Here is a 25,391-nt window from a genome sequence, read left to right on the forward strand (position 1 = left end):
CGATGTGCCGGGTCGGCAGGCATCCGGGGCCGCCCGCGCTTGCCGTGCGCAGCGCCAGTGGTGAAAAGACGCCATGCCGGATCGGATCACCATCGTTGTCGTCGAGGAGGATCGCGAGCGCGCGATCTCGATCGTCGATGCGCTGCGCGCCTCGGGCCCTTATGACGTGCATGTCATCGGCAATGCCTCCAGCCTGGCGCGGCGGATCGGGGCGCTGGCGCCCGATGTCGTGCTGATCGACATCGACAATCCCACCCGTGACATGCTTGAGGAACTCTCGCTGGCGTCCGGCCCGTTGGAACGTCCCGTCGCAATGTTCGTCTCGGGCGCGGCCAGCGGACTTGCGCGCGAGGCGGTGGAGGCGGGCCTGTCGGCTTATGTCGTCGACGGGATGCAGCCGGACCGGCTGAAACCCGTGCTGGATGCGGCCATCGCGCGGTTCCAGATGATGCGCCAGATGCGCCGGGAACTGGCCGAAACGCGCCGCGCGCTCGAGGAACGCAAGGTCATCGACCGCGCAAAGGGCCTGCTGATGAAGGCCCGCGGCATCGAAGAGGAAGAGGCCTACGCGCTGTTGCGCAAGGCCGCGATGGACCAGGGGCGCCGCGTGGCCGAGGTGGCCGAGGCGCTGGTCACGGCATCGGGGCTCTTGTCATGAAGATGGTCAGGCTGCCCACGGCATTTGTCCCGTTGGTGGATGCCGCGCCTCTGATCGTGGCCGAGGAGATGGGATTTGCCCGCGAAGAGGGGATTGCGCTGGATCTGATTGCGGCGCCCTCGTGGTCCTCGGTGCGCGACATGCTGGCCTTTGGCCGCGTGGATGCGGCGCAGTTGCTGTCGCCGGTGCCGGTGGCCATGGCGCTGGGGCTGGGCGGGGTGACACAACCGGTGTCGGCGGTCTCTGTCCTGTCGGTCAACGGCAACGTGATCGGTGTCAGCCGCGCGCTGGAGCACCGGTTGCGGGCCACGGGATACGGGTTCGATTTTCACGACGCGGCGGGTGCGGCCCGCGCGCTGGCCGCCGTTGCGGAACGGCCGCTGGTCTTCGGCGTGCCGTTCCCGTTCTCCATGCATGTGGAACTTCTGCACTACTGGCTGGAGTCTTCCGGCCTCGCGCAATCGGGGTTCGAAGTGCGCACGGTTCCGCCGCCTCTGATGGTGCGCGCCCTGGCCGAGGGGGACGTGGATGCCTTTTGCGTGGGCGAGCCTTGGGGGTCGGCTGCGGTCGAGGCCGGGGCAGGGGCGCTTTTGCTGCCCGGCAAGGCGGTCTGGTCTTTCGCACCCGAAAAAGTGCTGGCCGTGCGCACGGACTGGGCCGAGACCGAACCCCACCTGCTGGGCAAGCTGATGCGCGCGGTCTGGCGGGCGGGGCGCTGGCTGGATGCGCCGGGGCACCGCACCTCGGCGGCCGAGATCCTCGCACAGAAGCCTTATCTCGATCTGCCGTCCGAGGTGGTCGACCGCGCCCTGACCGGGCGCCTGACGATATCGGGCCATGCCGAACAGCGCCTGGTCGATGGCTTTGTCGCCTTTCACGAGGGCGCCGCGAACTTTCCCTGGCGCAGCCAGGCCAAGTGGATCGCGCATCGGCTGGCCGCGCGTCTGGGCCTGGACGAAGACCGGGCACGCAGCCGGGCGGCGGAGGTTTTTCGCAGCGATATCTACCGTATGCAGATGTCGACCACGGGGGCCGATCTGCCCGGCGCGTCCGAGAAACTCGAGGGCGCGATTCGCGAAGAAACCGCCGTCGCATCGCGGAAAGGGGGGCTGATGCTGCCGCCGGATGCGTTTTTCGACGGGCGCGTTTTTGATCCCGACCGCTTCTGATGCTCATTTTTGCGGCAGTTGGCCGTGCCGTTCCGGGTGATTTCCGGATCTCGCGCCGCAGTGCAGCAGAAAACCGTTGCCGCACCCGGTGTGCCTGACGCAGGGTACCCTCATCGACGTGCAATGGCGTACGTCGCGCGAAATACCTCCCATGGACCGGGATCATCCGAGCAACGCCGCTCACTCTTTGTCTGCCACCGGACAAAGCGTGTTTGCGGCTTTTTGTCTTGCCCGGCGTTTCGTGAAGGACCCGGGCCCCTGAAAAAGGAACCGACCTCATGAAGTCTTTCCTCCTCGGCCTCGCGGCCACCACCGCCCTTGTCAGCCCCGCGCTGGCGCAGATGCTGGAGCTTGAAAAGGACGAACTGACCTTCGGCTTCATCAAGCTGACCGACATGGCCCCGCTCGCCGTGGCCTATGAGCAGGGGTACTTCCTTGACGAGGGCCTGTTTGTGACGCTCGAAGCGCAGGCCAACTGGAAGGTTCTGCTGGACGGCGTGATCGGCGGGCAACTGGACGGCGCGCACATGCTGGCGGGCCAGCCGCTGGCGGCCACCATCGGGTTCGGCACGGAGGCGCATATCGTCACCCCCTTCTCGATGGACCTCAACGGCAACGGCATCACCGTCTCGAACGAGATCTGGGCCGAGATGAAGCCGAACATCCCGCACGAGGACGGCAAACCGGTGCATCCGATCTCGGCCGAGGCGCTGGCCCCGGTGGTTGAAAAGTACAAGTCCGAGGGCAAGCCCTTCAACATGGGCATGGTCTTCCCGGTGTCCACCCACAACTACGAACTGCGCTACTGGCTGGCCGCCGGTGGCCTGCACCCGGGCTACTACTCGCCCGAGAATATCACCGGCCAGATCGGCGCCGACGTGCTGCTGTCGGTGACGCCGCCGCCGCAGATGCCCGCCACGCTGGAGGCCGGCACCATCTATGGCTACTGCGTAGGAGAGCCCTGGAACCAGCAGGCGGTGTTCAAGGGGATCGGCGTGCCGGTCATCACCGACTACGAACTGTGGAAGAACAATCCCGAAAAGGTCTTTGGCATCACCGCCGAGTTCGCCGAGGAATACCCCAACACCACGCTGGCCGTGACCAAGGCGCTGATCCGCGCCGCCATGTGGCTGGACGAAAACGACAATGCCAACCGTCCCGATGCGGTCGAGATCCTGTCGCGGCCCGAATACGTTGGCGCCGATTACGACGTGATCGCCGCCTCGATGACCGGCACCTTTGAATATGAAAAAGGTGACAAGCGTGACGTGCCCGACTTCAACGTCTTCTTCCGCTACAACGCCACCTATCCCTTCTACTCGGATGCCGTCTGGTACCTGACGCAGATGCGCCGCTGGGGCCAGATCGCCGAGGCCAAGCCCGACAGCTGGTACGACGAGGTCGCGCGGTCGGTCTATCGCCCGGACATCTACCTGGAAGCCGCGCGCATTCTGGTCGACGAGGGCCTGGCGAACGAGGCCGACTTCCCCTGGGACAGCGATGGCTACAAGGCGCCGACACCGGCCACCGACATCATCGACGGCATTCCCTACGACGGCCGCACGCCCAATGCCTACCTCGACAGCCTGCCCATCGGCCTGAAGGCCGACCAGACCGTCGTCGGCACCGAGGTCAAGGGCTGAGCCCGACCCGAACGCCGAGGCCCCGGATCCTGTCCGGGGCGCGGTTCACTCCCTGCATCGCGCGTCCCGGGCCGTGACCCGGGGCCTCCCCTCCCTCTGAACGAGGACCGCATGACATGACCACAGTCGACCCGAATTTTTCCGACAGCGCCGCCCGCGAGGCCCGCCGCGCACGCCTCTTCACCCGTATCAACGCCGCCGACAAGTGGTTCCAGGTCCTGGGTTTGAGCTGGCTCACTCCTGCGCTCAAGGCTGCTGCCGGCGACAATCCCAAGGCCCAGATGAAGGATCTTTGGCGCCTTCTCGGTGTGCCGCTCCTGGCCATTGCCGGTTTCCTGCTGCTCTGGAGCACGCTTGCACCGCAGGTGCAGACGAGCCTGGGCGCCGTGCCCGGCCCGGCCGCCGTCTGGGAAGAGGCGGTGAACCTGCACGCCGACGCCGAGGCCAAGGCCGCCAAGCGCGAAAAGTTCGAGGCAATGGTCGCCAAGCGCAACCAGAAGTTCATCGATGCCGGTCAACCCGAACGGGTCAAGGACATCGCCTATACCGGCGCGCCCAGTTACTACGAACAGATCTGGACCTCGATCAAGACCGTCTTCTTCGGCTTCTTCATCGGCACGGTCATCGCCATCCCGCTGGGCATCATGGCCGGGTTGTCTCCCACGGCCAATGCCGCGCTGAACCCGTTGATCCAGATCTTCAAGCCGGTTTCGCCGCTGGCATGGTTGCCCATTGTCACGATGATCGTTTCGGCGGTCTACGCCACCAACGACGGGCTCTTCGCCAAGTCTTTCCTGATCTCGGCCATCACGGTCACGCTCTGCTCGATCTGGCCGACGATCATCAACACCGCGCTGGGCGTGGCCTCGATCGACAAGGACCTGGTGAACGTCTCGAAGGTGCTGAAGATGAACACCTGGACCAAGATCACCAAGCTGGTCCTGCCTTCGGCGCTGCCGTTGATCTTCACCGGCTTGCGGCTGAGCCTCGGTGTCGGCTGGATGGTGCTGATCGCCGCCGAGATGCTGGCGCAGAACCCGGGTCTGGGCAAATTCGTCTGGGATGAATTCCAGAACGGTTCCAGCCAGTCGCTGGCCAAGATCATGGTGGCCGTCTTTACCATCGGGATCATCGGCTTCCTGCTGGATCGCGTGATGTACGCCCTGCAGTCGCTCTTCACCTTCTCGAACCAGCGGTGAACGACATGGCAGTCATCGATTTCAACAACGTCTCCAAGAGCTTCGGCGAGGGCACCCATGCCACGCCGGTCCTCAAGGACATCGACCTCAAGGTGCAGGAAGGCGAGTTCCTGGTGATCCTCGGTTTTTCCGGCACCGGCAAGACGACCCTCATCAACCTGATGGCGGGCCTGGAAATGCCCACCGCCGGCAGCGTGACCTACCAGGGCAAGCCGATCACCGAACCGGGCCGGGAACGCGGCGTGATCTTCCAGAACTATTCGCTGATGCCCTGGCTGACGGTCGAAGGCAACGTGCGGCTGGCGGTGGATACGGTGTTCCCGGGGATGCCGCGCGCCGAAAAGGCCGCCAAGGTCGCCCATTACGTCCAGATGGTGGGTCTCAGCCATGCCGCCACGCGCCGCCCGGCGGAACTGTCGGGCGGGATGCGCCAGCGGGTGAACGTCGCCCGGGCCCTGGCCATGTCGCCCGAGGTGCTGCTGCTGGATGAACCCCTGTCGGCGTTGGACGCGCTGACCCGTGCCAACCTCGCCGAGGAGATCGAGAAGATCTGGGAGGCGGACAAGAAGACCTGCGTGCTGATCACCAACGACGTGGACGAGGCGATCCTGCTGGCCGACCGCATCATCGCGCTGAATCCCGACGGCACGCTGAGCGATGAGTTCAAGGTCGACATTGCCCGCCCGCGCGACCGGTCGGCCATGAACCACGACGAGCGGTTCAAGGCGCTGCGGGCGCAGGTCACGCAATACCTGATGGAGGTGGGGATCGAGGCCAAGCCCGAGGGGACGCGCGTGCTGCCCGAGGTGACGCCGATCCACGGTGTTCCGCAGGCGGTCAAGGATGCCCAGCAGGGGCTGATCGACGAACGCTTTCTGGATTTCAGCCAGCTGCACAAGGTCTACGCAACACCCAAGGGACCGCTGACCGTGGTCGAGGACTTCAACCTCAAGATGGATCGGGGCGAGTTCATCTCGCTGATCGGCCATTCGGGCTGCGGCAAGTCCACGGTGTTGACCATGGCCGCCGGTCTCAACGAGATCTCCAAGGGGGCGATCAAGCTGGATGGCCGCCACGTCGAGGGCGCCGATCCGGAACGGGCCGTAGTGTTCCAGTCGCCCTCGCTGTTTCCCTGGCTGACGGCGCGCGAGAACTGCGCCGTGGGCGTGGACAAGGTCTATCCCAAGGCCAGCCGGGCCGAGCGTCAGGATGTGGTGGAATACTACCTTGAACGCGTCGGGCTGGGCAATGCGATGGACAAGCCCGCCAGCGAAATGTCGAACGGCATGAAGCAACGGGTTGGCATCGCGCGGGCTTTTGCGCTCTCGCCCAAGCTGCTGCTGCTCGATGAGCCCTTCGGAATGCTCGACAGCCTGACGCGCTGGGAATTGCAGGAAGTCCTGATGGAGGTCTGGGACCGGACCAAGGTCACCGCGATCTGCGTCACCCATGACGTCGACGAGGCGATCCTGCTGGCAGACCGCGTGGTGATGATGACCAACGGGCCGCAGGCCACCATCGGCAAGATCGTTGACGTCGACCTGCCGCGCCCGCGCACCCGCAAGGCCCTGCTGGAACACCCCGACTACTACGATTACCGCGCCCAGGTGCTCGATTTCCTCGAGGAATACGAGCACGGCGCCAAACCCAAGCCCAAGGCCGCTGCGCCGCGGGCCATCGCGGCGGAGTAATCCCCATGAAACAGAAACTAGTCGTTATCGGCGCCGGCATGGCCTCTGGCCGGGTGCTGGAGCACCTGCGCGAACGCGCACCCGACCAATATGACATCACGCTGTTCAACGCCGAACCGCGTGGCAACTACAACCGCATCATGCTTTCTCCCGTCCTGTCGGGTGAAAAGACCTACGAGGAAATCGTCACTCATGACGATGACTGGTATGCGCAGAACGAGATCACCTGCCGCTTTGGCGAGCATGTGGTGGGCATCGACTGCGACAGCCGGACAGTCACCGGTGAGAGCGGCGAAGTCTCTTATGACAAGCTGCTGATTGCCACCGGGTCGGCGCCGTTCATCATTCCCGTACCCGGCAAGGATCTGCCCGGTGTGATTGCCTATCGCGATCTGGACGACACCAACGCGATGGTCGAGGCCTCGGCCAGGGGCGGCAAGGCCGTGGTGATCGGCGGCGGCCTTCTGGGGCTGGAGGCGGCGGCGGGGCTGGCCCTGCGCGGCATGGATGTGACCGTCCTGCACCTGATGGGGCACCTGATGGAACGCCAACTGGACGAGGCGGCGGGCTACCTGCTGAAGAAGGATCTGGAAAAGCGCGGCATCACCGTGATGACCAAGGCGGCGACCAAGGCCATCCTGGGGGAGGATCGCGTCGAGGCGGTGCTGCTGGAGGACGGCACCGTTCTGGACGCCGATCTGGTGGTCATGGCGGTGGGCATCCGTCCGGAAACCCGGCTCGCCAACGACGCCCACCTGGACGTGGCGCGCGGGATCGAGGTCAATGCGCAGATGATGACCTCGGACCCGGACGTGCTGGCCGTGGGCGAATGTGTCGAACTCGACGGGCAACTCTTTGGCCTCGTCGCGCCACTTTACGACCAGGCCAAGGTCGTCGCCGCGACGCTGACCGGGGAAGAGGCGGCTTTCGTCCCCAAGGAACTGTCGACCAAGTTGAAGGTCACTGGCTGTGATCTGTACAGCGCCGGTGATTTCGCCGAAGGCGAGGGGCGCGAGGACGTGGTCTTCCGCGACCCGTCGCGCGGCGTCTACAAGCGCCTCGTGATCGAGGGCGACAGGCTGGTCGGGGCGGTGATGTACGGCGATACCGCCGACAGCAACTGGTTCTTCGGCCTGATCAAGGACGGCACCGACATCTCGGACATGCGCGAGACGCTGATCTTTGGTCCCGCCTACCAGGGAGGCGGCCAATCGGACCCTCTCTCAGCCGTTGCAGCCTTGCCGCCTGAGGCAGAGATCTGCGGGTGCAACGGCATATGCAAGGGGCAGATCGTCCAGGCCATCGAGGGCGGCGCCACCGACCTCGGCGCGATCAAGGCCACGACCAAGGCCAGCGCCTCCTGCGGGACCTGCACCGGGCTGGTCGAACAGCTGTTGCAGGTGACGCTTGGTGATGGGTTCGAGATGCCCACGGCCCAGCCCGTCTGCGGCTGCACCGACCTTTCCCACGAGGACGTGCGCCGCCTGATCAAGAGCCAGGAGCTGAAGAGCCAGGAGGCGGTCTGGCAGGAACTGGGCTGGAAGACGGTCAACGGCTGCCATACCTGCCGTCCGGCGGTGAACTTTTACCTGCTGGCGGATTGGCCGCTGGATTACACCGACGATCCGCAAAGCCGCTTCGTGAACGAGCGCAACCACGCCAATATCCAGAAGGACGGCACCTATTCGGTGATGCCGCGCATGTGGGGTGGCATGACCACGCCGCAGGAACTTGTCGCCATCGCGCAGGCGGCCGAGAAATACGGCGCGACCGTCAAGGTGACGGGCGGCCAGCGGATCGACCTGCTGGGGGTGCACAAGGAAGACCTGCCCGCGATCTGGGCCGATCTGAACAAGGCGGGAATGGTCTCGGGCCATGCCTATACCAAGGGGCTGCGCACGGTGAAGACCTGTGTCGGCTCGGACTGGTGCCGCTTTGGCACGCAGAATTCCACCGGGCTGGGCATCAAGCTGGAAAAGCGGCTGTGGGGGTCGTGGACGCCGCACAAGGTCAAGCTGGGCGTTTCCGGCTGTCCGCGCAACTGTGCCGAGGCGACCTGCAAGGACATCGGCATCGTCTGCGTCGACTCCGGCTACCAAATTGGTGTCGGCGGTGCCGCCGGCATGGACGTCAAGGAGGTCGAGCGCCTCGTGGATGTGCCAACCGAGGAAGAGGCGATCGAATGGACCGTCGCCTTTGTCCAGCTCTACCGCGAGAACGCGAAATACCTCGACCGGGCCTACAAGTGGCTTGCCAAGGTGGGGCTCGACTGGGTGCAGGACGTGCTGGCCGACCCTGAGGAGCGCGCCGCGCTGGTCGCCCGTTTCGACCTTTCGCAAAGCGTCTATCAGACCGATCCCTGGGCCGAACGCGCCCGCCCGGACGTGGCCAAGAGCTTTCAACCGCTGGCCGATTTCACACTGGAGGCAGCAGAATGACCTGGACCGATATTGGTGCCGTCACGGATGTTCCCCTGCGCGGTGCGCGCCTGGTCAAGACACATGCGGGCTGCATCGCGGTGTTCCGCACCGCAGAGGACGAGGTCTTTGCCGCCTCGAACGCCTGCCCGCACAAGCAGGGGCCATTGTCCGAGGGCATCGTGCACGGACAGAAAGTCACCTGCCCGCTGCACAATTGGGTGTTCGACCTGAACACCGGAGAGGCGCAGGGCGCCGACGAGGGGCGGATCGCGGTCTACCCGGTGCGGATCGAGGCAGGGCGCATCCTGCTGGAGATTGGTGCACTTCAGAACCGGAGCGCAGCGTGATGGCGGGGGCAGGGCGGAAAACTGTTCGGTCCACCTGCCCCTATTGCGGGGTGGGCTGCGGCGTGTTGCTGACCCCTCAGCCGGGCGGGGGGCTGGACGTACGCGGCGATCCGGACCACCCGGCCAATTTCGGGCGCCTGTGCTCCAAGGGTTCTGCGCTGGGCGAGACGGTGGGGATGGAGCACCGCCTTCTGATGCCGCGGATTGGAGGGCGGGACGTCACCTGGGACAGCGCCCTGCGCACGGTGGCTGAACGCTTTGCCGCCACAATTGCCGAACACGGGCCGGATAGCGTTGCATTCTACGTCTCGGGGCAACTGCTGACCGAGGACTACTATGTTGCCAACAAGCTGATGAAAGGCTTCATCGGCTCGGCAAACATCGACACGAACTCTCGTCTTTGCATGGCCTCGACGGTGGCGGGGCACAAGCGCGCCTTCGGCACGGATACCGTCCCCGGCACCTACGAGGACATCGAGAGCGCGGACATGGTGGTTCTTGTCGGCTCGAACCTGGCCTGGTGCCATCCGGTTCTGTACCAACGTGTCCTCGCAGCGCAAAAGGCGCGCGGCACGCGGATCATCGTCGTGGACCCGCGCCGCACTGCCAGTTGCGATGGCGCCGACATGCATCTCGCGTTGGAGCCCGGATCGGACGTTGCCCTGTTCAACCGGCTTCTGGCAGAGATCGACGCGCGCGGCGCCGTGGACCAGGAGTTCCTGCGCAGCACCACGGGTTTCGACAGCGCGCTGGCGCAAGCCCGCGCGGAGGATGGCAAGGCAACGGGGCTGAGCGAGGCCGAGATCGCCGCCTTCTGCCACCAGTGGATCGGGACCGAAAAGGTAGTCACCATTTTCAGCCAGGGTGTGAACCAGTCCAGCGCCGGGTCGGACAAGGTCAACGCGATCCTCAACTGTCATCTCGCCACCGGCCGCATCGGCAAGCCCGGCCGCGGGCCGCTGTCGGTCACCGGTCAGCCCAACGCGATGGGCGGGCGCGAGGTCGGAGGGCTGGCGAACATGCTGGCCTGTCACCTCGACCTTGAAAAGGCCGACCACCGTGCCGCCGTGCGTGATTTCTGGTCCGCACCCACTGTTCCCGACGCGCCGGGGCTGAAGGCCGTGGACATGTTCAACGCGGTGGGCGAGGGGCGGATCAAGGCGCTCTGGGTCATCCACACCAATCCCGCCGTTTCCATGCCAGATGCCGACCGCGTGCGCGACGCCATCGCGGGGTGTGAGTTCACCGTAGTCAGCGACATCACTGCCGAGACAGATACCGCGCGGCTGGCCGACGTCCTTCTGCCCGCCAGCGCATGGGCGGAAAAGGACGGCACCGTCACCAATTCGGACCGCACCATCAGCCGCCAGCGCGCCGTTCTGCCCGCCCCGGGCGAGGCCCGTCCCGATTGGGAGATCCTCGCAGAGGTCGGGCGCCGCATGGGGTGGCGCGCGGCCTTCGACTACCAGTCCCCGGCCGAGATCTTTCGTGAATACGCCGCGCTCTCGGGTATTGCCGGCGCCTTTGGCCGCGACTTCGACATCTCAGGCTTCGCCGCCCTGGGCGCCGAGGACTATGACAGCTTGCAGCCGACCCGCTGGCCGGTCAGTGCCAGGCGCGAGGGCGGGCGTTTCTTTTCCGATGGCAAGTTCTTCCATGCCGATCAAAAGGCCCGCCTCGTCCCGGTCTCATGGCGTCCGCCGGTGGCGAAGACCGCCCCGCGCTACCCGTTCCGCCTCAACACTGGCCGCACCCGAGACCAGTGGCACACGATGACGCGCACGGCGCTTTCGCCGCGGCTTTCGGCGCATCTGGCAGAGCCTTTCCTGGAAATCCATCCCGCGGACGCCATTGCCAAGGGCATCGGGGCGGCAGATCTTGTGCGGGTCGACAGCCCGCAGGGCAACGCCATCCTGCGCGCCCGCATCACCGATGCCGTCCGCCCCGGGCAGGTCTTTGCGCCCATGCACTGGACCGGGGAAACCGCCCCTTCGGCCCGGATCGATGCGCTGGTCGCGGCGGTGACCGACCCGGTCTCGGGCCAGCCGGAAAGCAAGGCCAGCGTGGTCAATGTCACGCGGCTGAACGCGGCCTGGTACGGTTTCGCGGTTTCCGCCCGTCCCATGACGCCAAAGGCCGCCTATTGGGCGCGCAGCGTCACCGGCTCGGGCCAGCGGGCCGAGCTTGCCGGGCTGGACACGCCACAGGACTGGGAGGCCGAAGCGCGCGCGCTTTTCGATCTGCCGACGGCCGAACTGACATCGGTCACCGGGCCGGGACAGGGGAATGCGCGCCTGGCGTTTCGGGAAAACGGGCAACTGGTCGCGGCGTTGTTCGTGTCACCCACGCCGATTGCGGTGATGCGCGATTACCTGGCCACGCTGCCGGATCAGCCGGACCAGAGCCTGCTCTCGGGCCGGTCGCCCGCCGATGTGCCGGACCCGGGGCCGATCCTCTGTTCCTGTTTCGGCGTTGGCGTGAACACGATCCTGAGCGCCATCGAGGCCGACGGGTTGCTGAGCGTCGAGGCCATCGGTGCGGCCTTGCAGGCGGGCACCAACTGCGGCTCGTGCCGGCCGGAACTGGCGGACCTCCTGGCCTCGGTCCAGCAGAGGGAGGCCGCGGAATGAGCCTCGCCGCGCATGTTCGAACCTTGGGTCGGGGGCCTGGCCGTTCGCGCTCCCTGACCGAGGAAGAGGCCGCCGAAGCCATGTCGCAGATGCTGGAAGGCGCCGCGCCGGAGGCGGTTGGCGCGCTCTTGATGCTGCTTAGGATGAAAGGCGAGACAGCAGGGGAAATTGCCGGATTTGCCCGCGCCGCCCAGGCTCCGCTGGCCGGCTGGCCCCAAGCTGATCTGGACTGGCCCTGCTACGCTGCCGGTCGCACCCGTGGTCTGCCCTGGTTCCTGCTGGCGGCAAGACTGGTCGCTTCCAGCGGTCAGCGCGTTCTGTTGCACGGCTGGAACGGGCCGGATCGGGCGATCCGCGACGGACTGGAGGCATTGCACATCCCGCAGGTCCGTACCCCGGCCGAGGCGGCGCGCGCGCTCGACGCTGGTCGGATCGCCTACCTGCCGCTGGAAAATGCGCATCCCGCCCTGTTCCACCTGCTCGACCTGCGCCGGACTCTTGGCCTGCGCTCTTGCATCAACACGGTTTGCCGGATGCTGAATCCGGGCCGCGCGCCCGCCAGCGTGCAAGGTGTCTTTCATCCCTCCTACCGATTGTTGCAGGCCGACGCGGCGCAGCGCCTGGGCTGGTGCAACCTGACCGTCATCAAGGGCGGCGGTGGCGAGTTCGAACGCCACCCGGGGATGGAGATCGCCGGTTTCGGCCTGCGCGACGGCGTCGTATGGCAGGGGGTCTTCCCGGGGCTCACCGAGGATCACCGCCGGCTGTCGGATCTGACCCTGCCGACCGAGGCGCTCACCGCGCTTTGGGTCCGTGACGAGGGGCCGGAGTTCGCCCGGCAGATCGTCCTCGGCACCGCCGCTCTGGCCTTTGCCACGCTGGGCCGGTCGCCCGACCTTTCCGCGCTGTGGCACGCGCGCCCCGTTCTGCAGACCGCCTGACAGGAGACCCGCCATGAAAAGCTTTCCCATGTTCATCCGCACCACCGGCCGAAAGGTCATCATCGTCGGTGGTGGCGAACAGGCGGCACAAAAGGCACGGCTAATCCTCAAGACCGACGCCCAGATCCTATTGGTCGCGCCCGAGCTTGACCTGGAATTGCAGGCGCTGGTTGCCGAAGGCCGTGCCCGTCACCAGGGCCAGCTTTCCGCCGCGGTGTTCGAGGATGCCGCGATGGGCTTCATCGCCACGGGCTGCCCGGCGCTCGACGCATCGGCCCATGCGCTGGCCAAGGCCATGCGCTGCCCGGTCAACGTTGTCGACCGGCCCGACCTGTGCGACCTGACCACGCCCGCGCTTGTCGACCGCGATCCGGTCGTCATTGCCATCGGCAGCGAAGGCACGGCCCCGGTCCTGACCCGCGAGATCAAGACCCGGCTCGAAGAGATGCTGGCGCCCTCCCTGGGAGGGCTGGCGGCGCTGGCCGGGCGGCTGCGCCCGTTGGTCAATGCCCGTGTGCCGCGCAGCAAGCGCCGCGCCTTCTGGGCCTGGGTCTTCAAGGGCGCGCCGCGCGTGACATGGACCCGGGGCGGCGAACGCGAGGCCGCGCAAGTGATAAAGTCAGCCATCGCATCGGGCAGTGCACCCGGTGAGGCGGGGCACGGCCATGTCGCCCTTGTCGGCGCCGGGCCGGGCGCGCGTGACCTGCTGACGTTGCGTGCGGTGGAACGTCTGCAAGAGGCCGACGTGATCTTCTACGATCGGCTGGTGGACCCCGAGGTTCTGGAACTGGCGCGCCGCGATGCTGAGCGGGTCTTCGTGGGCAAGCACGTCGGCGCGCATAGCTGGCCGCAAGAGCGCATCAACGCGGTGATCCTTGCCGCCGCGCGGCAGGGCAAGCAAGTGGTGCGGCTGAAGTCCGGCGATCCCGGCGTCTTTGGCCGCGCGGGCGAGGAGATTGCGGTGTTGCGCGCTGCAGGTATCGCCGTGGAACTGGTGCCGGGCATCACGGCAGCCTCAGCCGCCGGGGCCGCGCTGGGCGAGCCGCTGACCGAACGGGGCATTTCGGACACGCTTATCCTGACCACCGGCATGTCGCGCGAAGGCGCGGCGCTGCCGGACAGCACGCGGCATGCGGCGCCGGGGACGACCTCGGCCTTTTACATGTCGGTGGGGCAGGCGGCCCGTATCCGCGACGACCTGATGGCACGCGGGATGCCGCCTCAGGCCCCGGTGCGCGTCGCGATCGAGGTATCGAAACCCGGCGAGCAGCTGCTGACCTGTCCCCTCGTCTCGTTGGAAGAGCGCCTGCAGGAGGTCGGGTGCAAGGGCTGTGCCGTGATCCTTGTCACCTGGCCCGAAGCCGCGGCACCTGCGATCCCGGTGGCCGGGATCCGTGCCGCCTGACCTTCAGTCAGTCCCGGCGCACCAGCCCCCCGCGGCACTCTGCGATCACTTCCAGCACGCGTTCCGTGTGGCCAAGATCCTCGGCTAGGGCCAGTGCCAGCTTGGCCAAAAAGACGTCGCCCTGTTTCGGACCGACGTCGTCGATCGCCTCTGCCATCGCCTCGTAGACGCGTTCCAGCTCTGCCTGGGTCATGCGGTTTCCTCCTCGCAGATTGCCATGCGCCCCAGGGCCTGAAGCAGTTTTTCCTCCGTGACGCTGCGCCAGCGCGCGGCGACGTGCAGATCGGGCCGCACCAGGTACGCGCTTTCCTGCACCGCGCCATAGGCCCGGGCCACGGGGCCATTAGCGGGCAAGCGCAGCACCGACAGCCCCGGCGGGACGTCGAAGCCCGGTCGATCGAAGGCCAGCAGAGTCAGGCCCTTGCCCAGCCGGTCGCTCAGGAAACCATCCCCCAGCGCCACGTCGCGGATCATCGCACCCGGGATCGGCCCGGCGTCGAAACCCGGATCGTCCGGCGTGGTGGCCGGGCTGTCGGCATAGGTATGTGGTGTCATCTGGCGCGGGTTGGCGAGTTGCCCAGCGCTCTCTCGGCTCAACGCCAACGACAGCGCCGCGTCCCGCATCACTCGCCAGCCGTGCGACGGCGGAGTCATGAACCGCGTGCTTTTGGTGGCATTCGCAAAGACATCCAACGTCGCTCCGCGCCGTTCGGGCGTGTAACTGTCCAGCAGGCTTTCACCGGCCTTTCGGTTCAGCACGGCGGCCAGTTTCCAGCCTATGTTGTGGCCGTCCGCGATGCCGTTGTTCAGACCACGCACGCCAAAGATCGGCACGATATGCGCGCTGTCCCCCGCAAAGATGACCCGTTCTTGCCGGTAATCGTCCAGAAGCAGCGTATTGGCAGAATAGACGCTCCACCATTCCAGCTCGTACCCGTCACCGAGGCCGATTTCCGCCAGCACGCCTTCGACAGAGGCGCGTACGTTCTCTTCGCGCGTGGCCTCCTCCGTCGTCTCGTCCTCGCGCAACTGGTAGTCGATGCGCCAGATGTCGTCGGGTTGGCGGTGGATCAGCACGGTGCCGCCCGGACGGCAGACCGGATCAAAGAGCGCGCGGCGGATCGTGGGGTAGTCATGCGTCATCTTCACATCGGCGATGACATAGCGGCCCTCGTGGTTCTCTCCCTTCAGGCGCAGCCCGCACATGCCCCGAACCGCACTGCGCGCGCCATCGGCGGCGATCACCCAGCAGGCGGGCAGGGCGTAGCTGCCGCTCGGATCCTCGACCGTCAGTACCGCGCCGCCCGGTCCCTGATCCAGGCCCGTCACTTTGCTTTGCCAGCGTGTCTCGATCAGCGGCGCACTGGCGACCGCCTTCCAGAGGAATGCCTCGATATACTGCTGTTGCAGGTTGTACATGGGGCGGAACTTTTCGTCCGCGCTGTCGGGCATGTCGAATTCCAGGATCTGCCGCCCGCGATAGAACGACCGCCCCTTCGTCCAGCCCAGGGATTTCTCCAGAAAAGGCGCTGCGATGCCCAACTGGTCAAGGACATGATAGCTGGACCGCGACATGCAGATGGCGCGGCTGCCGTCGTTGAAGGTGTCCTTGGCGTCGAGCAGAACGCTGCGCACCCCGTGCTGTGCCAGCGTCAGCGCGGCGACCATGCCGACCGGCCCGGCGCCTACCACGGCAACCGGCGCTTGCGGTTCGACCTCGGGCCGCCTGGGCGGGTCGAAATGCGGGTAGTCGAAGTAAAGCGAGTCCAGCTCGCCGCGTCCCCTTGGGCGCATGTCCCGTCCTCCTCGTCTGGTCTTGCAGGATGTGTACCAGAGCGCGCGGGTGGATTATGTCCGACAAAATGGAGGACAGGACGATACCGGGAACGACGGTCCTGCTGGCCGGGATCGACACCTGCCTTGCGCTGGCCGGGCGGGATGCCTGGGCCGATGCCTTTGTTCCCCGCGTGGCCGCGACCGGGGCGGCGCAGGTCATGGTGTTTTCCTACCGTGAGGAGAGTGCCGCCTGTCTCTTGTCGCGCAACTTTCGCAGTGGGGCGTTGGGGCCTCGGCTGGCAGAGGATTACCTCGGCGGATGGTACCGTCAGGACCCCCTGTTCCGCCGTGCCCTTGCGCTGGAAACCGGTGCGCTGGAGGTGATCGAAAGCGGGGCCGTCATCGACGAGATGACTGGGGATTATCGCGCATGGTTCTATGATCGTCCGGGGCTGGAGGGAAAAACCGCCGTTCTGGTGCGTGGAAATGCGTTGTGCCTTGCGGTGAATTTCTACTGGCCGGAGGCGCAAGGTGCCGCGGCAGAGGTAGCCATCCGCGTACTGGCTCGGCTTGCGCTCTTGCATTTCGAGTCCCGTGCCGAATGCGGCTATCCCGCCCCGCTGGCCGTCCTGTCCCAGCGCGAGCGGGACGTTTGCCTTGGTATCCTGTCGGGAAAGAAGGCCGAGGTGATCGCGGGGGAGTTGGGCGTGGCGGTGTCGACCATTGCCACCTATCGGACCCGGGCCTACGAAAAACTGGGTATTTCCTCGCGCGGGTCCCTGTTTGCGCTGTGCCGAGTCTGAACGCGAAAAGGGGAGCGAGTCGCGCTCCCCTCTCGGATGGGTTGATCTGTTGTGCTATTTCTTCAGGTTGGTCCAGATCTGGTCGTAGACCTCCTGCGTTTTCTGGTCGCAGACCTCGATGAACACGCCCTTGCCGGCGTCGGCGGGCGGATTGGATTCCGGTTGCTTGGCCAGTTCCGGGTCAAGGAAGGGACCGACGCCATCGACACCTGCGACGTAGCGCGCGTAATTGGTCACCGCGGCGATGTTCTCGGGTTCCAGCAGGAAATCCATGAACTTCAGCGCGTTCTCGCGGTTGGGCGCATCCTTGAGCAGGACGACGTTGTCCATCCAGACGACGTAGCCTTCTTTCGGGAAGGCATATTCGATGTTCGCGCCTTCCTGGCGGGCCTTGGCGGCAAAGCCGTCGTAGATCTGCCCGACCGACGCATCGCCCGAGACCAGAACCTCTTTCGCGGTGTCCGAGTTGAACGAGGCCCAGTGCTGTTTCGCCTCCTGCAGCATGGCGTTCAGCGCCTTGAGTTGCTCGCGGTCGGTGGAACACTGCGGGATGCCCATATGCAGCGCGGCCATCGCCATGACCTCACCCTGGCTGTCCAGCATGTTGATCTTGCCCGAAAGCGCGGCGGGCGGGTTGAAAAGGATGTCGGTGCTGTCGATGGGGCCATCGTAATCGTCCCGGTTCACGGCGAAGCTGGTCGAGCCCCATTGGTAGGGGATCGAATGTGCTCGGCCCGGATCGAATGCGGGATCGGCCCATTCCGGCTGGATGTTGCCCTTGTTGGCCAGTTCCCCCTCTTCGATGGTGTCCAGCAGGCCCTCACCGGCCATGATCTGCACCATGTAGTCGCCGGGCACGGCCACGTCATAAGTGCCGATGGCGCCTGCCTTGAGCGAGGCCAGCAGGGCCTCGTTGCTGTCGTAGGTGTCCATGACCACCTCGACGTCGTGTTCCTCGCTGAACTTGTCCAGCAGCTCCTGCGGGATGTATTCGAACCAGTGGTAGATGACCAGCTTGCCCTCGGCCGAGGCCATGCCGGCGGTCAGGGCCAGCGCTGCGGCTGTGGTGACGAGTTTTTTCATGTGTTTTCCCCTCTGTTGGATCAGGTCTTCCGGTCCTTGCGGCTGATCAGCCATGACAATGTCACCATGACCACCGATACGCCAAGAAGCATCGTGGAAATGGCCATGATGTTGGGCTTTATGCCCTGTTTGACCGCGCCGAAGATCGCCGTCGGCAGGGTTTCGACACCCGCGCCCTTGACGAAGTTGGTGATGATGAAATCGTCGAGCGAGACGATGAAAGCCAGGATGAAGCCCGAGACGATGCCGGGTGCCATCAGCGGCAGCAGCACGCGGGTGAAGGCCTGCCTCTTGGTCGCATATAGGTCCATCGCGGCCTGTTCATATGTGGCCTCGATCCCCTGCATCCGGGCCGAGATCGGCAGGTAGGCAAAGGGGATGCAGAAGGCGATATGCGCCAGAAGGATGGTCAGCAGTCCCCGGTCGAACCCGATGGCATTGAAGAAGATCAGCGTGGCGACGGCGGTCACGATCTCCGGCACCATCAGCGGCAGGGAGATCAGGCCAAAGGACACGGTGCGCAGCCGGAACTTGCCACCGCGCAGGATGGCCGTGGCCGAAAGCGTGGCGATGGTGGTGGCCACTGTGGCGGCGATCAGGGCGATGACAAAGCTGTTGCGCGCCGCCGCCTTGAACTTGGCGCTTTCGGGGCCGGTGAAGACATCGGCGTACCAGCGCAGCGACAGCCCTTCCCAGTTGGTGATCGAGGGCGAGGCGTTGAAGCTGTAGGCCATGACGACGATGAGCGGGGAATAGAGGATCACCAGGCAAAGCAGCGTGATCGCGCGAAAGCCGGGGTAGACCCGCAGGTCGTATTTTCCCTTTGCCATGATCAGCCCTCCGCCTTGGCTTGCTGGCGGGCAAAGATCAGCAGGATGATCAGGACCATCGTCAGCAGGATCATCGAGGCCGCGGCCCCGAAAGGCCAGTTGCCGGCGTTGCCCTTGAACTGTTCCTCGATCAGCGAACCGATCATGAAGTTCCGCGCCCCACCCAGCAGGTCAGGCGCCAGGAAGGACCCCAGCGAGGGCACGAAGACCAGGATGCAGCCCGCGATGATCCCCGGTTTGACCGAGGGCAGCAGGATGCGCCGCAGCACCGTCCAGCGTGGGGCGTAAAGGTCCGATGCAGCCTCTGACAGGGCAAAGTTGTAGCGTTCCACGGCGGCATAGATCGGCAGCACCATGAAAGGCAGATAGGAATAGAACAGGCCCAGTTGCACCGCGAAGTTTGTGTTCACGATGGCCAGCGGTTCGCTCAGCAGGCCGGTGCCGGTCAGGAAATCGTTGAGTGGCCCCTCGTCGCGCAGAAGGAATTTCATCGAGACGGTCCGGATCAGCAGGTTGACCCAGTAGGGGATCGTCACGAGGAATACCCATAACGTGCGCTGCCTTGGGGGGCGGGTGGCGATGAAATAGGCGGTGGGAAATCCGATCGCGAGGCTGAGAAGGGTCGCCGCCCCCGCCTGCCAGATCGAACGCCAGAAGATCTGGATATAGGTCCATTCGATGGAACAGGGTTCATCCCCGAACAGCCCGCGATTGCAGAAGAACTGGTCATAGGCGCCCAGACTGAACTCCCAGATGACGCCGCCGCGGAATTCCTTGGTCAGGAAGGAATAGACCAGCATGATCGCCACCGGGGCCAGAACCAGGATGCCCAGCGTCACCCAGGCCGGCAGCAAGAGCCATGTGCGCGCCTCTGCATAGGTGTCGCTGGTCGAGGAACCGCCCGTTGCCGCACCGCCCGCCATCAGTCTACCAGGAGGCGCGCGGCCCCCTGCTCCATGTTGACGAAGACCTCTGTGCCCGGTTCGAAGACCCGCGACGTGCCCCGGCTGGAGTTGGAGGCCCGCACGCGGAACTCCGGCCCATCGTCGAGGTCGAGGATGGTGGAAATGTCGGTGCCGATGAAGATGTTTTCCCGCACGCGCGCCTTGAGGCCTTCGCTCTCGGTTGCGTCCGACGACAGGAACAGCCGCTCGGGACGCAGCGACATGTGCACCTTGGCGCCGGCGCCGATCCCGTCAACGGCATCGCAGGTCAGCCGGTGGCCGCCGCCCAGGTGGCACGCGGCGCGCCCCGCCTCGATGCGGTCCACCGTGACCTCCAGCAGGTTGGTCTCTCCGATGAAATCGGCCACGAACATGTTGCTCGGACGTTCATATATGTCGCGCGCATCGCCCAGTTGCTGAACCTCGCCCGCCGACATCACGGCGACGCGGTCGGACATGGTCAGTGCTTCTTCCTGGTCGTGGGTGACAAAGATGAAGGTGATCCCGGTTTCCTTTTGCAGGTGCTTCAGCTCGATCTGCATGGCCTTGCGCAGCTTGAGGTCCAGCGCGCTCAGCGGTTCGTCCAGCAGGAGGACCTTGGGGCGCGGTGCCAAGGCACGGGCCAGCGCGACGCGTTGTTGCTGGCCGCCGGACAGCTGGGACGGCTTGCGGGTCGAGAATTGAGACAGCTGCACCATCTCCAGCACCTCGCCGGCACGTTTGCGGGCCTCGGACTTCGACTTGCCCAGCATCTCCAGCCCAAAGCCGACGTTGTCGAGCACGGTCATGTGCGGGAACAGCGCGTAGTTCTGGAATACGGTGTTGATCGGACGCTTGTGCGGCGGCAGGCCCTCGATCTCTTCGCCAAAGAGAAAGATGCCGCCTTCGGTCACGTCCTCGAACCCGGCGATCATCCTCAGGAGCGTGGTCTTGCCACAGCCCGACGGGCCAAGCAGCGTGAAGAATTCGTTGTCCGAGATCGTCAGCGATACCCGTTTCAGCGCCGTGAAGTCGCCATAGCGCTTGACCGCGTTGCGTACCTCGATCGCGTCGTTTGTCTTGCTGGTCACGCCTGTCCCGCCCAAGTGTCCGTTTCCCTGCGCCGGAGCATAGGGATATGCGCCCGGATGTCCGAAGAAACGACTGCCTCAGCGCGCCTTAGCCTTAGCCTAATCTATCGGGAAGCACCTGATTTCGAGCGGTTTTCCCGGTGCTTGGCGGTGGTCGCCCGATAGTTGGGCGCGGGCGCTGGAAAACTGTGCATGACGGAAATGGGTCGGGTCAGCGCAATTCGTCCAGCAGCGCGTCCAGCATCGTGTCACAGGCCGCCAGCTGGCCGCGTTCGAGGTATTCGTCCGGCTTGTGGCCCTGACCCTCCATGCTGCCCGGGCCGCAAACGACGGTGGGGATGCCGAGGGCATCAAAGAACCCAGCCTCGGTGCCAAAGGCGACCTTGGTCAGTTCCTGGCTCCGCGCAAGGCGTTGGGTCAGCCGCGTGACTTCGGCGTCCGGCGCGGTGTCGAGACCGGGATAGCCTGTGACCTCTTGCAGGTCGATGGCGGCGCCGTGCCGTGCGGCGATCCGGGAGGCCAGCGCCCTGATCCGCGCCATGAGGTCCGCGGGCGCATCGGCGGCAAGGTGGCGGAACTCGAACAGCAGCTCGGCCCGGTCGGGGACGATGTTGAGGACGGTGCCGCCCTTGAGCACACCAGCATGCACGGTGCTGTAGGGCACGGCATACTCCGCGTCGCGCGCGCCGTTCCGGGCCAGATCGTCCTGCAGCTCGCGCAGTCCGGTGACAAGCTCCGCCGCAAGGTGCAGCGCGTTGGTGAAGCGGGGCGCCAGCGCCGAATGCCCGGCCTCGCCGTGGCATATGGCGCGCAGCCCCTGCTTGCCCTTGTGACCGACGGCAACCTGCATTTCCGTCGGTTCTCCGACGATGCAGGCGCGTGGCAGGCCCATGGCCGGTTCCAGTGCGTCGATCATCCGGGCGATACCGACACAGCCGATTTCCTCGTCGTAGGAAATGGCCAGTTTCAGCGGCTCGCGCAGCGGCGTATGCGCGGCCTTGTCCGCCACCGCCAGCATGGCGGCAAGAAAGCCCTTCATGTCCGTGGTTCCGCGTCCGTACAGCCGGTTGCCCTCGGTCGTCAGTTTGAACGGGTCTTTCGTCCACTCCTGCCCCGCGACGGGGACCACATCCGTGTGCGCCGACAGCATCAGGCCCGCGCCTTCCGGCCCGATACTGGCGTACAGGCCGGCCTTGGGTTCTGTCGGGTCCGCCACGCGGGTCACGGCAAAGCCGCGGGTCTTCAGGAAATCCTCGACATAGGCGATCAGCTCTAGGTTGGATCGGGTGCTGACGGTGTCGAAAGAGATGAGCCGGTCGAGGATCTCCAGCGTCTGGGTCATTGGGTGAGCGTCTCCAGGATTGCCAGCACCTCGTCCGAACGGGTGGCCGGGTTCACGATGCAGAGGCGAAAGACCATCTCGCCCCGCCAGCGCGTCGGCAGACAGAGCAGCTCGCCCGAACGACGGTGCGTCTCGCCCCATGCGATCATCTGTGCCTCGTCCATGTCTTGCGGGCGGAAGAGGATCACTGTCAATTGCGGGCCAAGCAGCAGGTCGAGGCCCGGCATGGCGTCGATGCCCTTGGCGATGTCCCCGGCGACCTTGCAGGTGGTCGCGATGGCCTTGGCATAGGCATCGGTCCCGTGCACCGCCAACGAGTACCAGAGCGGCAGTCCGCGTGCCCGCCGTGTCAGGTGCAGCGCATAGTCGGACGGGTTCCACTGGGTCTTGTCCACCGTGTCGAGGTAGACCGCCTGTTGTCCATGCGCCGCCGCGCCGTGGCCCGCATCACGGTAGAGCAGCGCGCAACTGTCGTAGGGGGCAAAAAGCCACTTGTGCGGATCGACGATCAGGCTGTCGGCCTGTTCGATCCCGTCGAAGGCAGGGCGCATCGCGGGATCGGCCAGGGCCGCACCACCATAAGCCCCGTCGACATGCAGCCAGAGACCGTGCTCCTGCGCCAGATCGGCCAGCCCGGCGATGTCGTCCACCGCGCCGCAGTTGGTCGCCCCGCCATTGGCGACGATGGCAAAGGCTTTCTCGGTGACATGAGGCGCCGCCGCCTGCGCGGTCATGCGTCCGGTCTCATCGGCCTCGATGACGACAACCTCCACATCCATGACCCGCGCGACCGCCTGGATCGAGCTGTGTGCCTCGGATGAGCACAGGATCGCACCGCGTCCCTCGCCGGGGCGGTTGCGCCGGTGCCATTCGCGCGCGGCGTGCAGGGCCGACAAGTTTCCCAGTGTGCCCCCGGCGACGAACACACCGCCCGCGCTGGCGGGCCAGCCGGCAAGGTCCGCGATCCAGCGCAGCGCCTGGTTCTCGGCGTGGATGGCGCCTGCGCCGCCGTCCCAGTTCCCGGCAAAGATCCCCGCCGCGCCAAGCGCCGCATCGAAACTCAGCGCCGCGCGGCTGGGGGCCGAGGCGACGAAGGACAGGCTCGTGGGATGGCCAAAAGGCCTGGTCGAGGGCACGATGGTGTCCGAAAACAGGCTGAACGCCTGTTCCGCGCCGATGCCTTCGGCGGTGATCGACCCGCCCAGCACGGGTTCCAGCGCGGCGAATGCCTGTGCGCCGTGCTTCGGGTCCGGCCCCTCGGCGATACGCCGTTCGGTCCAGTCCAGGATCTCGCGGGTGGCACCGGGCGGGAAGGGAAAGGGGTCGTCGGTCACTCTGCAGCCAATTCCGTGATCTCGCGGCGGAAGGGCAGGGCGTCGCCGATGTCCTCTCCGTCCAGTTCGCGGGCATAGCGGTGACCGGCATAGGTTGCCCAGGCGATGGGGCCGGGGGCCTCGGCGTCGCCGATGATCCGGACCGTCTTGATCCCCGCATCGGACCAATCCGCCTCGCGCGCTTTCAGGTCGGTATAGACCAGGTTGTTTTCCAGTTTCGAGGCGACGACTACCACCGCGTCGCAGCCCATCTCGGTGGTGCGGTCGGTATAGGTGCAGTTGGTCACGACATGCCCCTTGCCGATCTCCGTCACGCCCCGGTTCAGCACGATCTCGACGCCCATCTCGGCCAGCCGCTTGTGGATCGTGTGCTGTTCCAGCGTGTTGACCGTCCAGTCCGACAGATAGGCCGAGGGCGTGACGATGGTCACCTGACACCCCTCCTGCCGCAAGAGTTCGGCCAGCACCCCACCCATGTAATAGTGATCGTCGTCGTAGATCACGACATGTCCCGCGGGGCGCTTGCCGTCCATGATGTCGTCGGGCGTGTAGATCGACATGCTGCCGTCCATCGGCATCGGTACGACATGCTGGCGGCTGACGCCGTCGCGGCGCCATTTGGCGCCGGTGGCCAGGCAGACGTGTTCAAAGCCGAATTCAAGGATGCTTTCGGCGTCCAGCGCGCTGTCGAAATAGGTTTCGACGTTGGGTTTCTGGCTGATCTGGTATTCGCGGTAATCCGCGACCCGGCCCCAGGCCGACAGGCCCGGCAGCAGCCTCTCGCGTGCCACGCGCCCGCCCAGCGTCGTGCCTGCCTCGGCCAATGCCACGTCATAGCCGCGTTCCGCGAGGGCGCGTGTCGCCTCCAGCCCGGCGGGGCCGGAGCCGACCACCAGCACCGACTGGCTGTCGCCCTTGGCGTTCATACGTTCCGGGTGCCAGCCCTTGCGCCATTCTTCCATGAAGGTGGGGTTCTGGGTGCAGCGGCTGATCGACATGGTCATGTCGCCGGTGATGCAGATGTTGCAGCCGATGCATTCGCGGATATCGTCGATCCGCCCTTCCTCGACCTTTTTGGGCAGGAAAGGATCGGCGATCGAGGGACGCGCACAGCCGATGGCATCCAAGGTGCCCTGCCGGATCATCCGTGCCATCACATCCGGCGAGGTAAAGCGGCCCACCCCCACCACGGGTTTCGACGACAGTTCCCGGATGCCTTTCACCAGCGCTTCCTGCGCGGCCTCCTCCTTGAACCTGCTGGGACCCGAGCAATCCTCCCAGGTGCCATGCGCAAGATCCCAGAGGTCGGGCAGATCCTTGTTCATCTCGACGAACTCGCGCACCTCGGCATTGGAAAAGCCCAGATCGCCGATGGTTTCGTCCAGCGACACCCGCAGGGTCAGGCCCATCGTGTCCCCCACGGCCTCGCGCATGTCGGCGATCACCTCGCGTGCAAAACGCGAGCGGTTCTCCAGTGAGCCGCCGTATTCGTCATCGCGCATGTTGGTCGCGCGGCTGAGGAAATGCTGGAAGATGCCGAACCCATGTGCGCCGTAGAGGCAGATCAGGTCGAAGCCGGCGGCCTTGGCGCGCTTGGCGGCGTTCACGAACCAGCGGCGCAGGTCCTTGATCTCGTCCTTGGACAGGGCGCGCGCCTGTACCGGGTCATTGGTGAAGGTCCGGATCGGCCCGGGCGAGACCGCCAGCGGCACTTCCTTGGTATAGAGGTTCGGCCCGTTGATCCCGGAATAGGCCAGCTGGATGCCTGCCAGTGCACCGTGTTCCTTCATCTTGCCGGCCATCTTGGCCAGCATCGGGATGTCCTTGTCCTCCCACAGCCGCAACTCGATGAAAGGCGTGATCTCGGAGGTGTGGTGCATCTCGCACTGTTCGGTGAAAACGACGCCCCAGCCGCCCTCGGATTTGATGCCGCGCATGGCGGCAGCGGCGGAGGGATCGCGATAGCCACCTCCGTTGCAATGCGGCACCTGGTAGAACCGGTTTTTCGCGGTGACCGGCCCGATGGCCAGCGGTTCGAAAAGAATGTCGTAGCGGGGGTCGCGCAAGGTCTGCTCCATTGGCTGTCGGGCGCAGGATAGCGAAAGG

General features: G+C 65.6%; 20 protein-coding genes. 11 read left to right on the plus strand and 9 right to left on the minus strand.

Annotated features, from left to right (window positions below):
* The first annotated feature begins 73 nt into the window (after window positions 1-73).
* The 10 genes from ACQY5B_RS01195 to cysG all read left to right on the plus strand — a co-directional run bounded on the left by ACQY5B_RS01195 (window position 74) and on the right by cysG (window position 14,103).
* A complete protein-coding gene (locus ACQY5B_RS01195) occupies window positions 74-658 on the plus strand; it encodes an ANTAR domain-containing response regulator (protein WP_305967686.1) in 585 nt (194 codons plus the stop codon).
* Window positions 655-1,827 carry an ABC transporter substrate-binding protein gene (locus ACQY5B_RS01200; protein ID WP_420326788.1) on the plus strand — a complete coding sequence of 391 codons (1,173 nt, stop codon included), beginning with the start codon at window positions 655-657 and terminating at the stop codon, window positions 1,825-1,827. Before ACQY5B_RS01195 ends, ACQY5B_RS01200 begins: the two co-directional genes overlap by 4 nt.
* 278 nt (window positions 1,828-2,105) lie before the next feature.
* Window positions 2,106-3,470 carry a CmpA/NrtA family ABC transporter substrate-binding protein gene (locus tag ACQY5B_RS01205; protein WP_305967688.1) on the plus strand — a complete coding sequence of 455 codons (1,365 nt, stop codon included), beginning with the start codon at window positions 2,106-2,108 and terminating at the stop codon, window positions 3,468-3,470.
* Window positions 3,471-3,586: 116 nt separating this feature from the next.
* Window positions 3,587-4,669 carry an ABC transporter permease gene (locus tag ACQY5B_RS01210; protein WP_420326785.1) on the plus strand — a complete coding sequence of 361 codons (1,083 nt, stop codon included), beginning with the start codon at window positions 3,587-3,589 and terminating at the stop codon, window positions 4,667-4,669.
* A 5-nt stretch (window positions 4,670-4,674) separates the two neighbouring features.
* Window positions 4,675-6,360 (plus strand): ABC transporter ATP-binding protein, encoded by a 1,686-nt coding sequence (locus ACQY5B_RS01215; protein ID WP_420326783.1) that lies wholly within the window; start codon window positions 4,675-4,677, stop codon window positions 6,358-6,360.
* A gap of 5 nt (window positions 6,361-6,365) precedes the next feature.
* Window positions 6,366-8,798 carry a nitrite reductase large subunit NirB gene (gene nirB / locus ACQY5B_RS01220; protein WP_420326781.1) on the plus strand — a complete coding sequence of 811 codons (2,433 nt, stop codon included), beginning with the start codon at window positions 6,366-6,368 and terminating at the stop codon, window positions 8,796-8,798.
* The gene (gene nirD / locus ACQY5B_RS01225; protein ID WP_420326779.1) at window positions 8,795-9,127 is read left to right on the plus strand and encodes a nitrite reductase small subunit NirD; all 333 of its coding nucleotides are present in this window, start codon (window positions 8,795-8,797) and stop codon (window positions 9,125-9,127) included. The genes nirB and nirD overlap by 4 nt, the downstream gene beginning before the upstream one ends.
* The gene (locus ACQY5B_RS01230; RefSeq protein WP_420328559.1) at window positions 9,127-11,757 is read left to right on the plus strand and encodes a molybdopterin-dependent oxidoreductase; all 2,631 of its coding nucleotides are present in this window, start codon (window positions 9,127-9,129) and stop codon (window positions 11,755-11,757) included. The genes nirD and ACQY5B_RS01230 overlap by 1 nt, the downstream gene beginning before the upstream one ends.
* The gene (locus tag ACQY5B_RS01235; protein ID WP_420326777.1) at window positions 11,754-12,698 is read left to right on the plus strand and encodes a glycosyl transferase family protein; all 945 of its coding nucleotides are present in this window, start codon (window positions 11,754-11,756) and stop codon (window positions 12,696-12,698) included. The genes ACQY5B_RS01230 and ACQY5B_RS01235 overlap by 4 nt, the downstream gene beginning before the upstream one ends.
* A gap of 13 nt (window positions 12,699-12,711) precedes the next feature.
* A complete protein-coding gene (gene cysG / locus ACQY5B_RS01240; RefSeq protein WP_420326775.1) occupies window positions 12,712-14,103 on the plus strand; it encodes a siroheme synthase CysG in 1,392 nt (463 codons plus the stop codon).
* A 7-nt stretch (window positions 14,104-14,110) separates the two neighbouring features.
* Here the strand turns inward: cysG and ACQY5B_RS01245 are convergent, their stop codons facing one another.
* Together ACQY5B_RS01245 and ACQY5B_RS01250 are read right to left on the minus strand one after the other, a co-directional pair.
* Window positions 14,111-14,296 carry a hypothetical protein gene (locus tag ACQY5B_RS01245; protein ID WP_420326773.1) on the minus strand — a complete coding sequence of 62 codons (186 nt, stop codon included), beginning with the start codon at window positions 14,294-14,296 and terminating at the stop codon, window positions 14,111-14,113.
* Window positions 14,293-15,897 carry an FAD-dependent monooxygenase gene (locus ACQY5B_RS01250; RefSeq protein WP_420326771.1) on the minus strand — a complete coding sequence of 535 codons (1,605 nt, stop codon included), beginning with the start codon at window positions 15,895-15,897 and terminating at the stop codon, window positions 14,293-14,295. Before ACQY5B_RS01250 ends, ACQY5B_RS01245 begins: the two co-directional genes overlap by 4 nt.
* A gap of 56 nt (window positions 15,898-15,953) precedes the next feature.
* Between ACQY5B_RS01250 and ACQY5B_RS01255 the strand changes: the two genes are divergently transcribed.
* Entirely contained in the window at window positions 15,954-16,682 is a 729-nt protein-coding gene (locus ACQY5B_RS01255) for a helix-turn-helix transcriptional regulator (protein WP_420326769.1), read from the plus strand.
* 54 nt (window positions 16,683-16,736) lie between these two features.
* On the opposite strand, the gene ACQY5B_RS01260 is transcribed toward ACQY5B_RS01255, so the two are convergent.
* The 7 genes from ACQY5B_RS01260 to ACQY5B_RS01290 form a co-directional block, all read right to left on the minus strand.
* Window positions 16,737-17,765 carry an extracellular solute-binding protein gene (locus ACQY5B_RS01260; RefSeq protein WP_420326767.1) on the minus strand — a complete coding sequence of 343 codons (1,029 nt, stop codon included), beginning with the start codon at window positions 17,763-17,765 and terminating at the stop codon, window positions 16,737-16,739.
* 20 nt (window positions 17,766-17,785) lie between these two features.
* A complete protein-coding gene (locus ACQY5B_RS01265) occupies window positions 17,786-18,595 on the minus strand; it encodes an ABC transporter permease (RefSeq protein ID WP_420326765.1) in 810 nt (269 codons plus the stop codon).
* A gap of 2 nt (window positions 18,596-18,597) precedes the next feature.
* Window positions 18,598-19,518, minus strand: a complete 921-nt coding sequence (locus ACQY5B_RS01270) for an ABC transporter permease (protein ID WP_305967699.1) — start codon at window positions 19,516-19,518, stop codon at window positions 18,598-18,600.
* Window positions 19,518-20,609 carry an ABC transporter ATP-binding protein gene (locus tag ACQY5B_RS01275; protein ID WP_420326763.1) on the minus strand — a complete coding sequence of 364 codons (1,092 nt, stop codon included), beginning with the start codon at window positions 20,607-20,609 and terminating at the stop codon, window positions 19,518-19,520. Before ACQY5B_RS01275 ends, ACQY5B_RS01270 begins: the two co-directional genes overlap by 1 nt.
* Before the next feature lie 211 nt (window positions 20,610-20,820).
* Window positions 20,821-21,951 carry an acetylornithine deacetylase gene (argE, locus tag ACQY5B_RS01280; RefSeq protein ID WP_420326761.1) on the minus strand — a complete coding sequence of 377 codons (1,131 nt, stop codon included), beginning with the start codon at window positions 21,949-21,951 and terminating at the stop codon, window positions 20,821-20,823.
* Window positions 21,948-23,285, minus strand: a complete 1,338-nt coding sequence (locus tag ACQY5B_RS01285) for a pyridoxal phosphate-dependent decarboxylase family protein (RefSeq protein ID WP_420326759.1) — start codon at window positions 23,283-23,285, stop codon at window positions 21,948-21,950. The genes argE and ACQY5B_RS01285 overlap by 4 nt, the downstream gene beginning before the upstream one ends.
* Entirely contained in the window at window positions 23,282-25,351 is a 2,070-nt protein-coding gene (locus ACQY5B_RS01290) for an oxidoreductase (protein ID WP_420326758.1), read from the minus strand. The genes ACQY5B_RS01285 and ACQY5B_RS01290 overlap by 4 nt, the downstream gene beginning before the upstream one ends.
* Window positions 25,352-25,391 lie beyond the last annotated feature (40 nt).

Origin of the sequence: Antarctobacter sp., from assembly GCF_965277915.1 — a bacterium.
Lineage (GTDB): Bacteria > Pseudomonadota > Alphaproteobacteria > Rhodobacterales > Rhodobacteraceae > Antarctobacter.

Coding starts and splice junctions, on each gene's coding strand:
- ACQY5B_RS01195 (WP_305967686.1), top strand. CDS start 74: ATGCCGGATCGGATCACCATCGTTGTCGTCGAGGAGGATCGCGAGCGC.
- ACQY5B_RS01200 (WP_420326788.1), top strand. CDS start 655: ATGAAGATGGTCAGGCTGCCCACGGCATTTGTCCCGTTGGTGGATGCC.
- ACQY5B_RS01205 (WP_305967688.1), top strand. CDS start 2,106: ATGAAGTCTTTCCTCCTCGGCCTCGCGGCCACCACCGCCCTTGTCAGC.
- ACQY5B_RS01210 (WP_420326785.1), top strand. CDS start 3,587: ATGACCACAGTCGACCCGAATTTTTCCGACAGCGCCGCCCGCGAGGCC.
- ACQY5B_RS01215 (WP_420326783.1), top strand. CDS start 4,675: ATGGCAGTCATCGATTTCAACAACGTCTCCAAGAGCTTCGGCGAGGGC.
- nirB (WP_420326781.1), top strand. CDS start 6,366: ATGAAACAGAAACTAGTCGTTATCGGCGCCGGCATGGCCTCTGGCCGG.
- nirD (WP_420326779.1), top strand. CDS start 8,795: ATGACCTGGACCGATATTGGTGCCGTCACGGATGTTCCCCTGCGCGGT.
- ACQY5B_RS01230 (WP_420328559.1), top strand. CDS start 9,127: ATGGCGGGGGCAGGGCGGAAAACTGTTCGGTCCACCTGCCCCTATTGC.
- ACQY5B_RS01235 (WP_420326777.1), top strand. CDS start 11,754: ATGAGCCTCGCCGCGCATGTTCGAACCTTGGGTCGGGGGCCTGGCCGT.
- cysG (WP_420326775.1), top strand. CDS start 12,712: ATGAAAAGCTTTCCCATGTTCATCCGCACCACCGGCCGAAAGGTCATC.
- ACQY5B_RS01245 (WP_420326773.1), bottom strand. CDS start 14,296: ATGACCCAGGCAGAGCTGGAACGCGTCTACGAGGCGATGGCAGAGGCG.
- ACQY5B_RS01250 (WP_420326771.1), bottom strand. CDS start 15,897: ATGCGCCCAAGGGGACGCGGCGAGCTGGACTCGCTTTACTTCGACTAC.
- ACQY5B_RS01255 (WP_420326769.1), top strand. CDS start 15,954: ATGTCCGACAAAATGGAGGACAGGACGATACCGGGAACGACGGTCCTG.
- ACQY5B_RS01260 (WP_420326767.1), bottom strand. CDS start 17,765: ATGAAAAAACTCGTCACCACAGCCGCAGCGCTGGCCCTGACCGCCGGC.
- ACQY5B_RS01265 (WP_420326765.1), bottom strand. CDS start 18,595: ATGGCAAAGGGAAAATACGACCTGCGGGTCTACCCCGGCTTTCGCGCG.
- ACQY5B_RS01270 (WP_305967699.1), bottom strand. CDS start 19,518: ATGGCGGGCGGTGCGGCAACGGGCGGTTCCTCGACCAGCGACACCTAT.
- argE (WP_420326761.1), bottom strand. CDS start 21,951: ATGACCCAGACGCTGGAGATCCTCGACCGGCTCATCTCTTTCGACACC.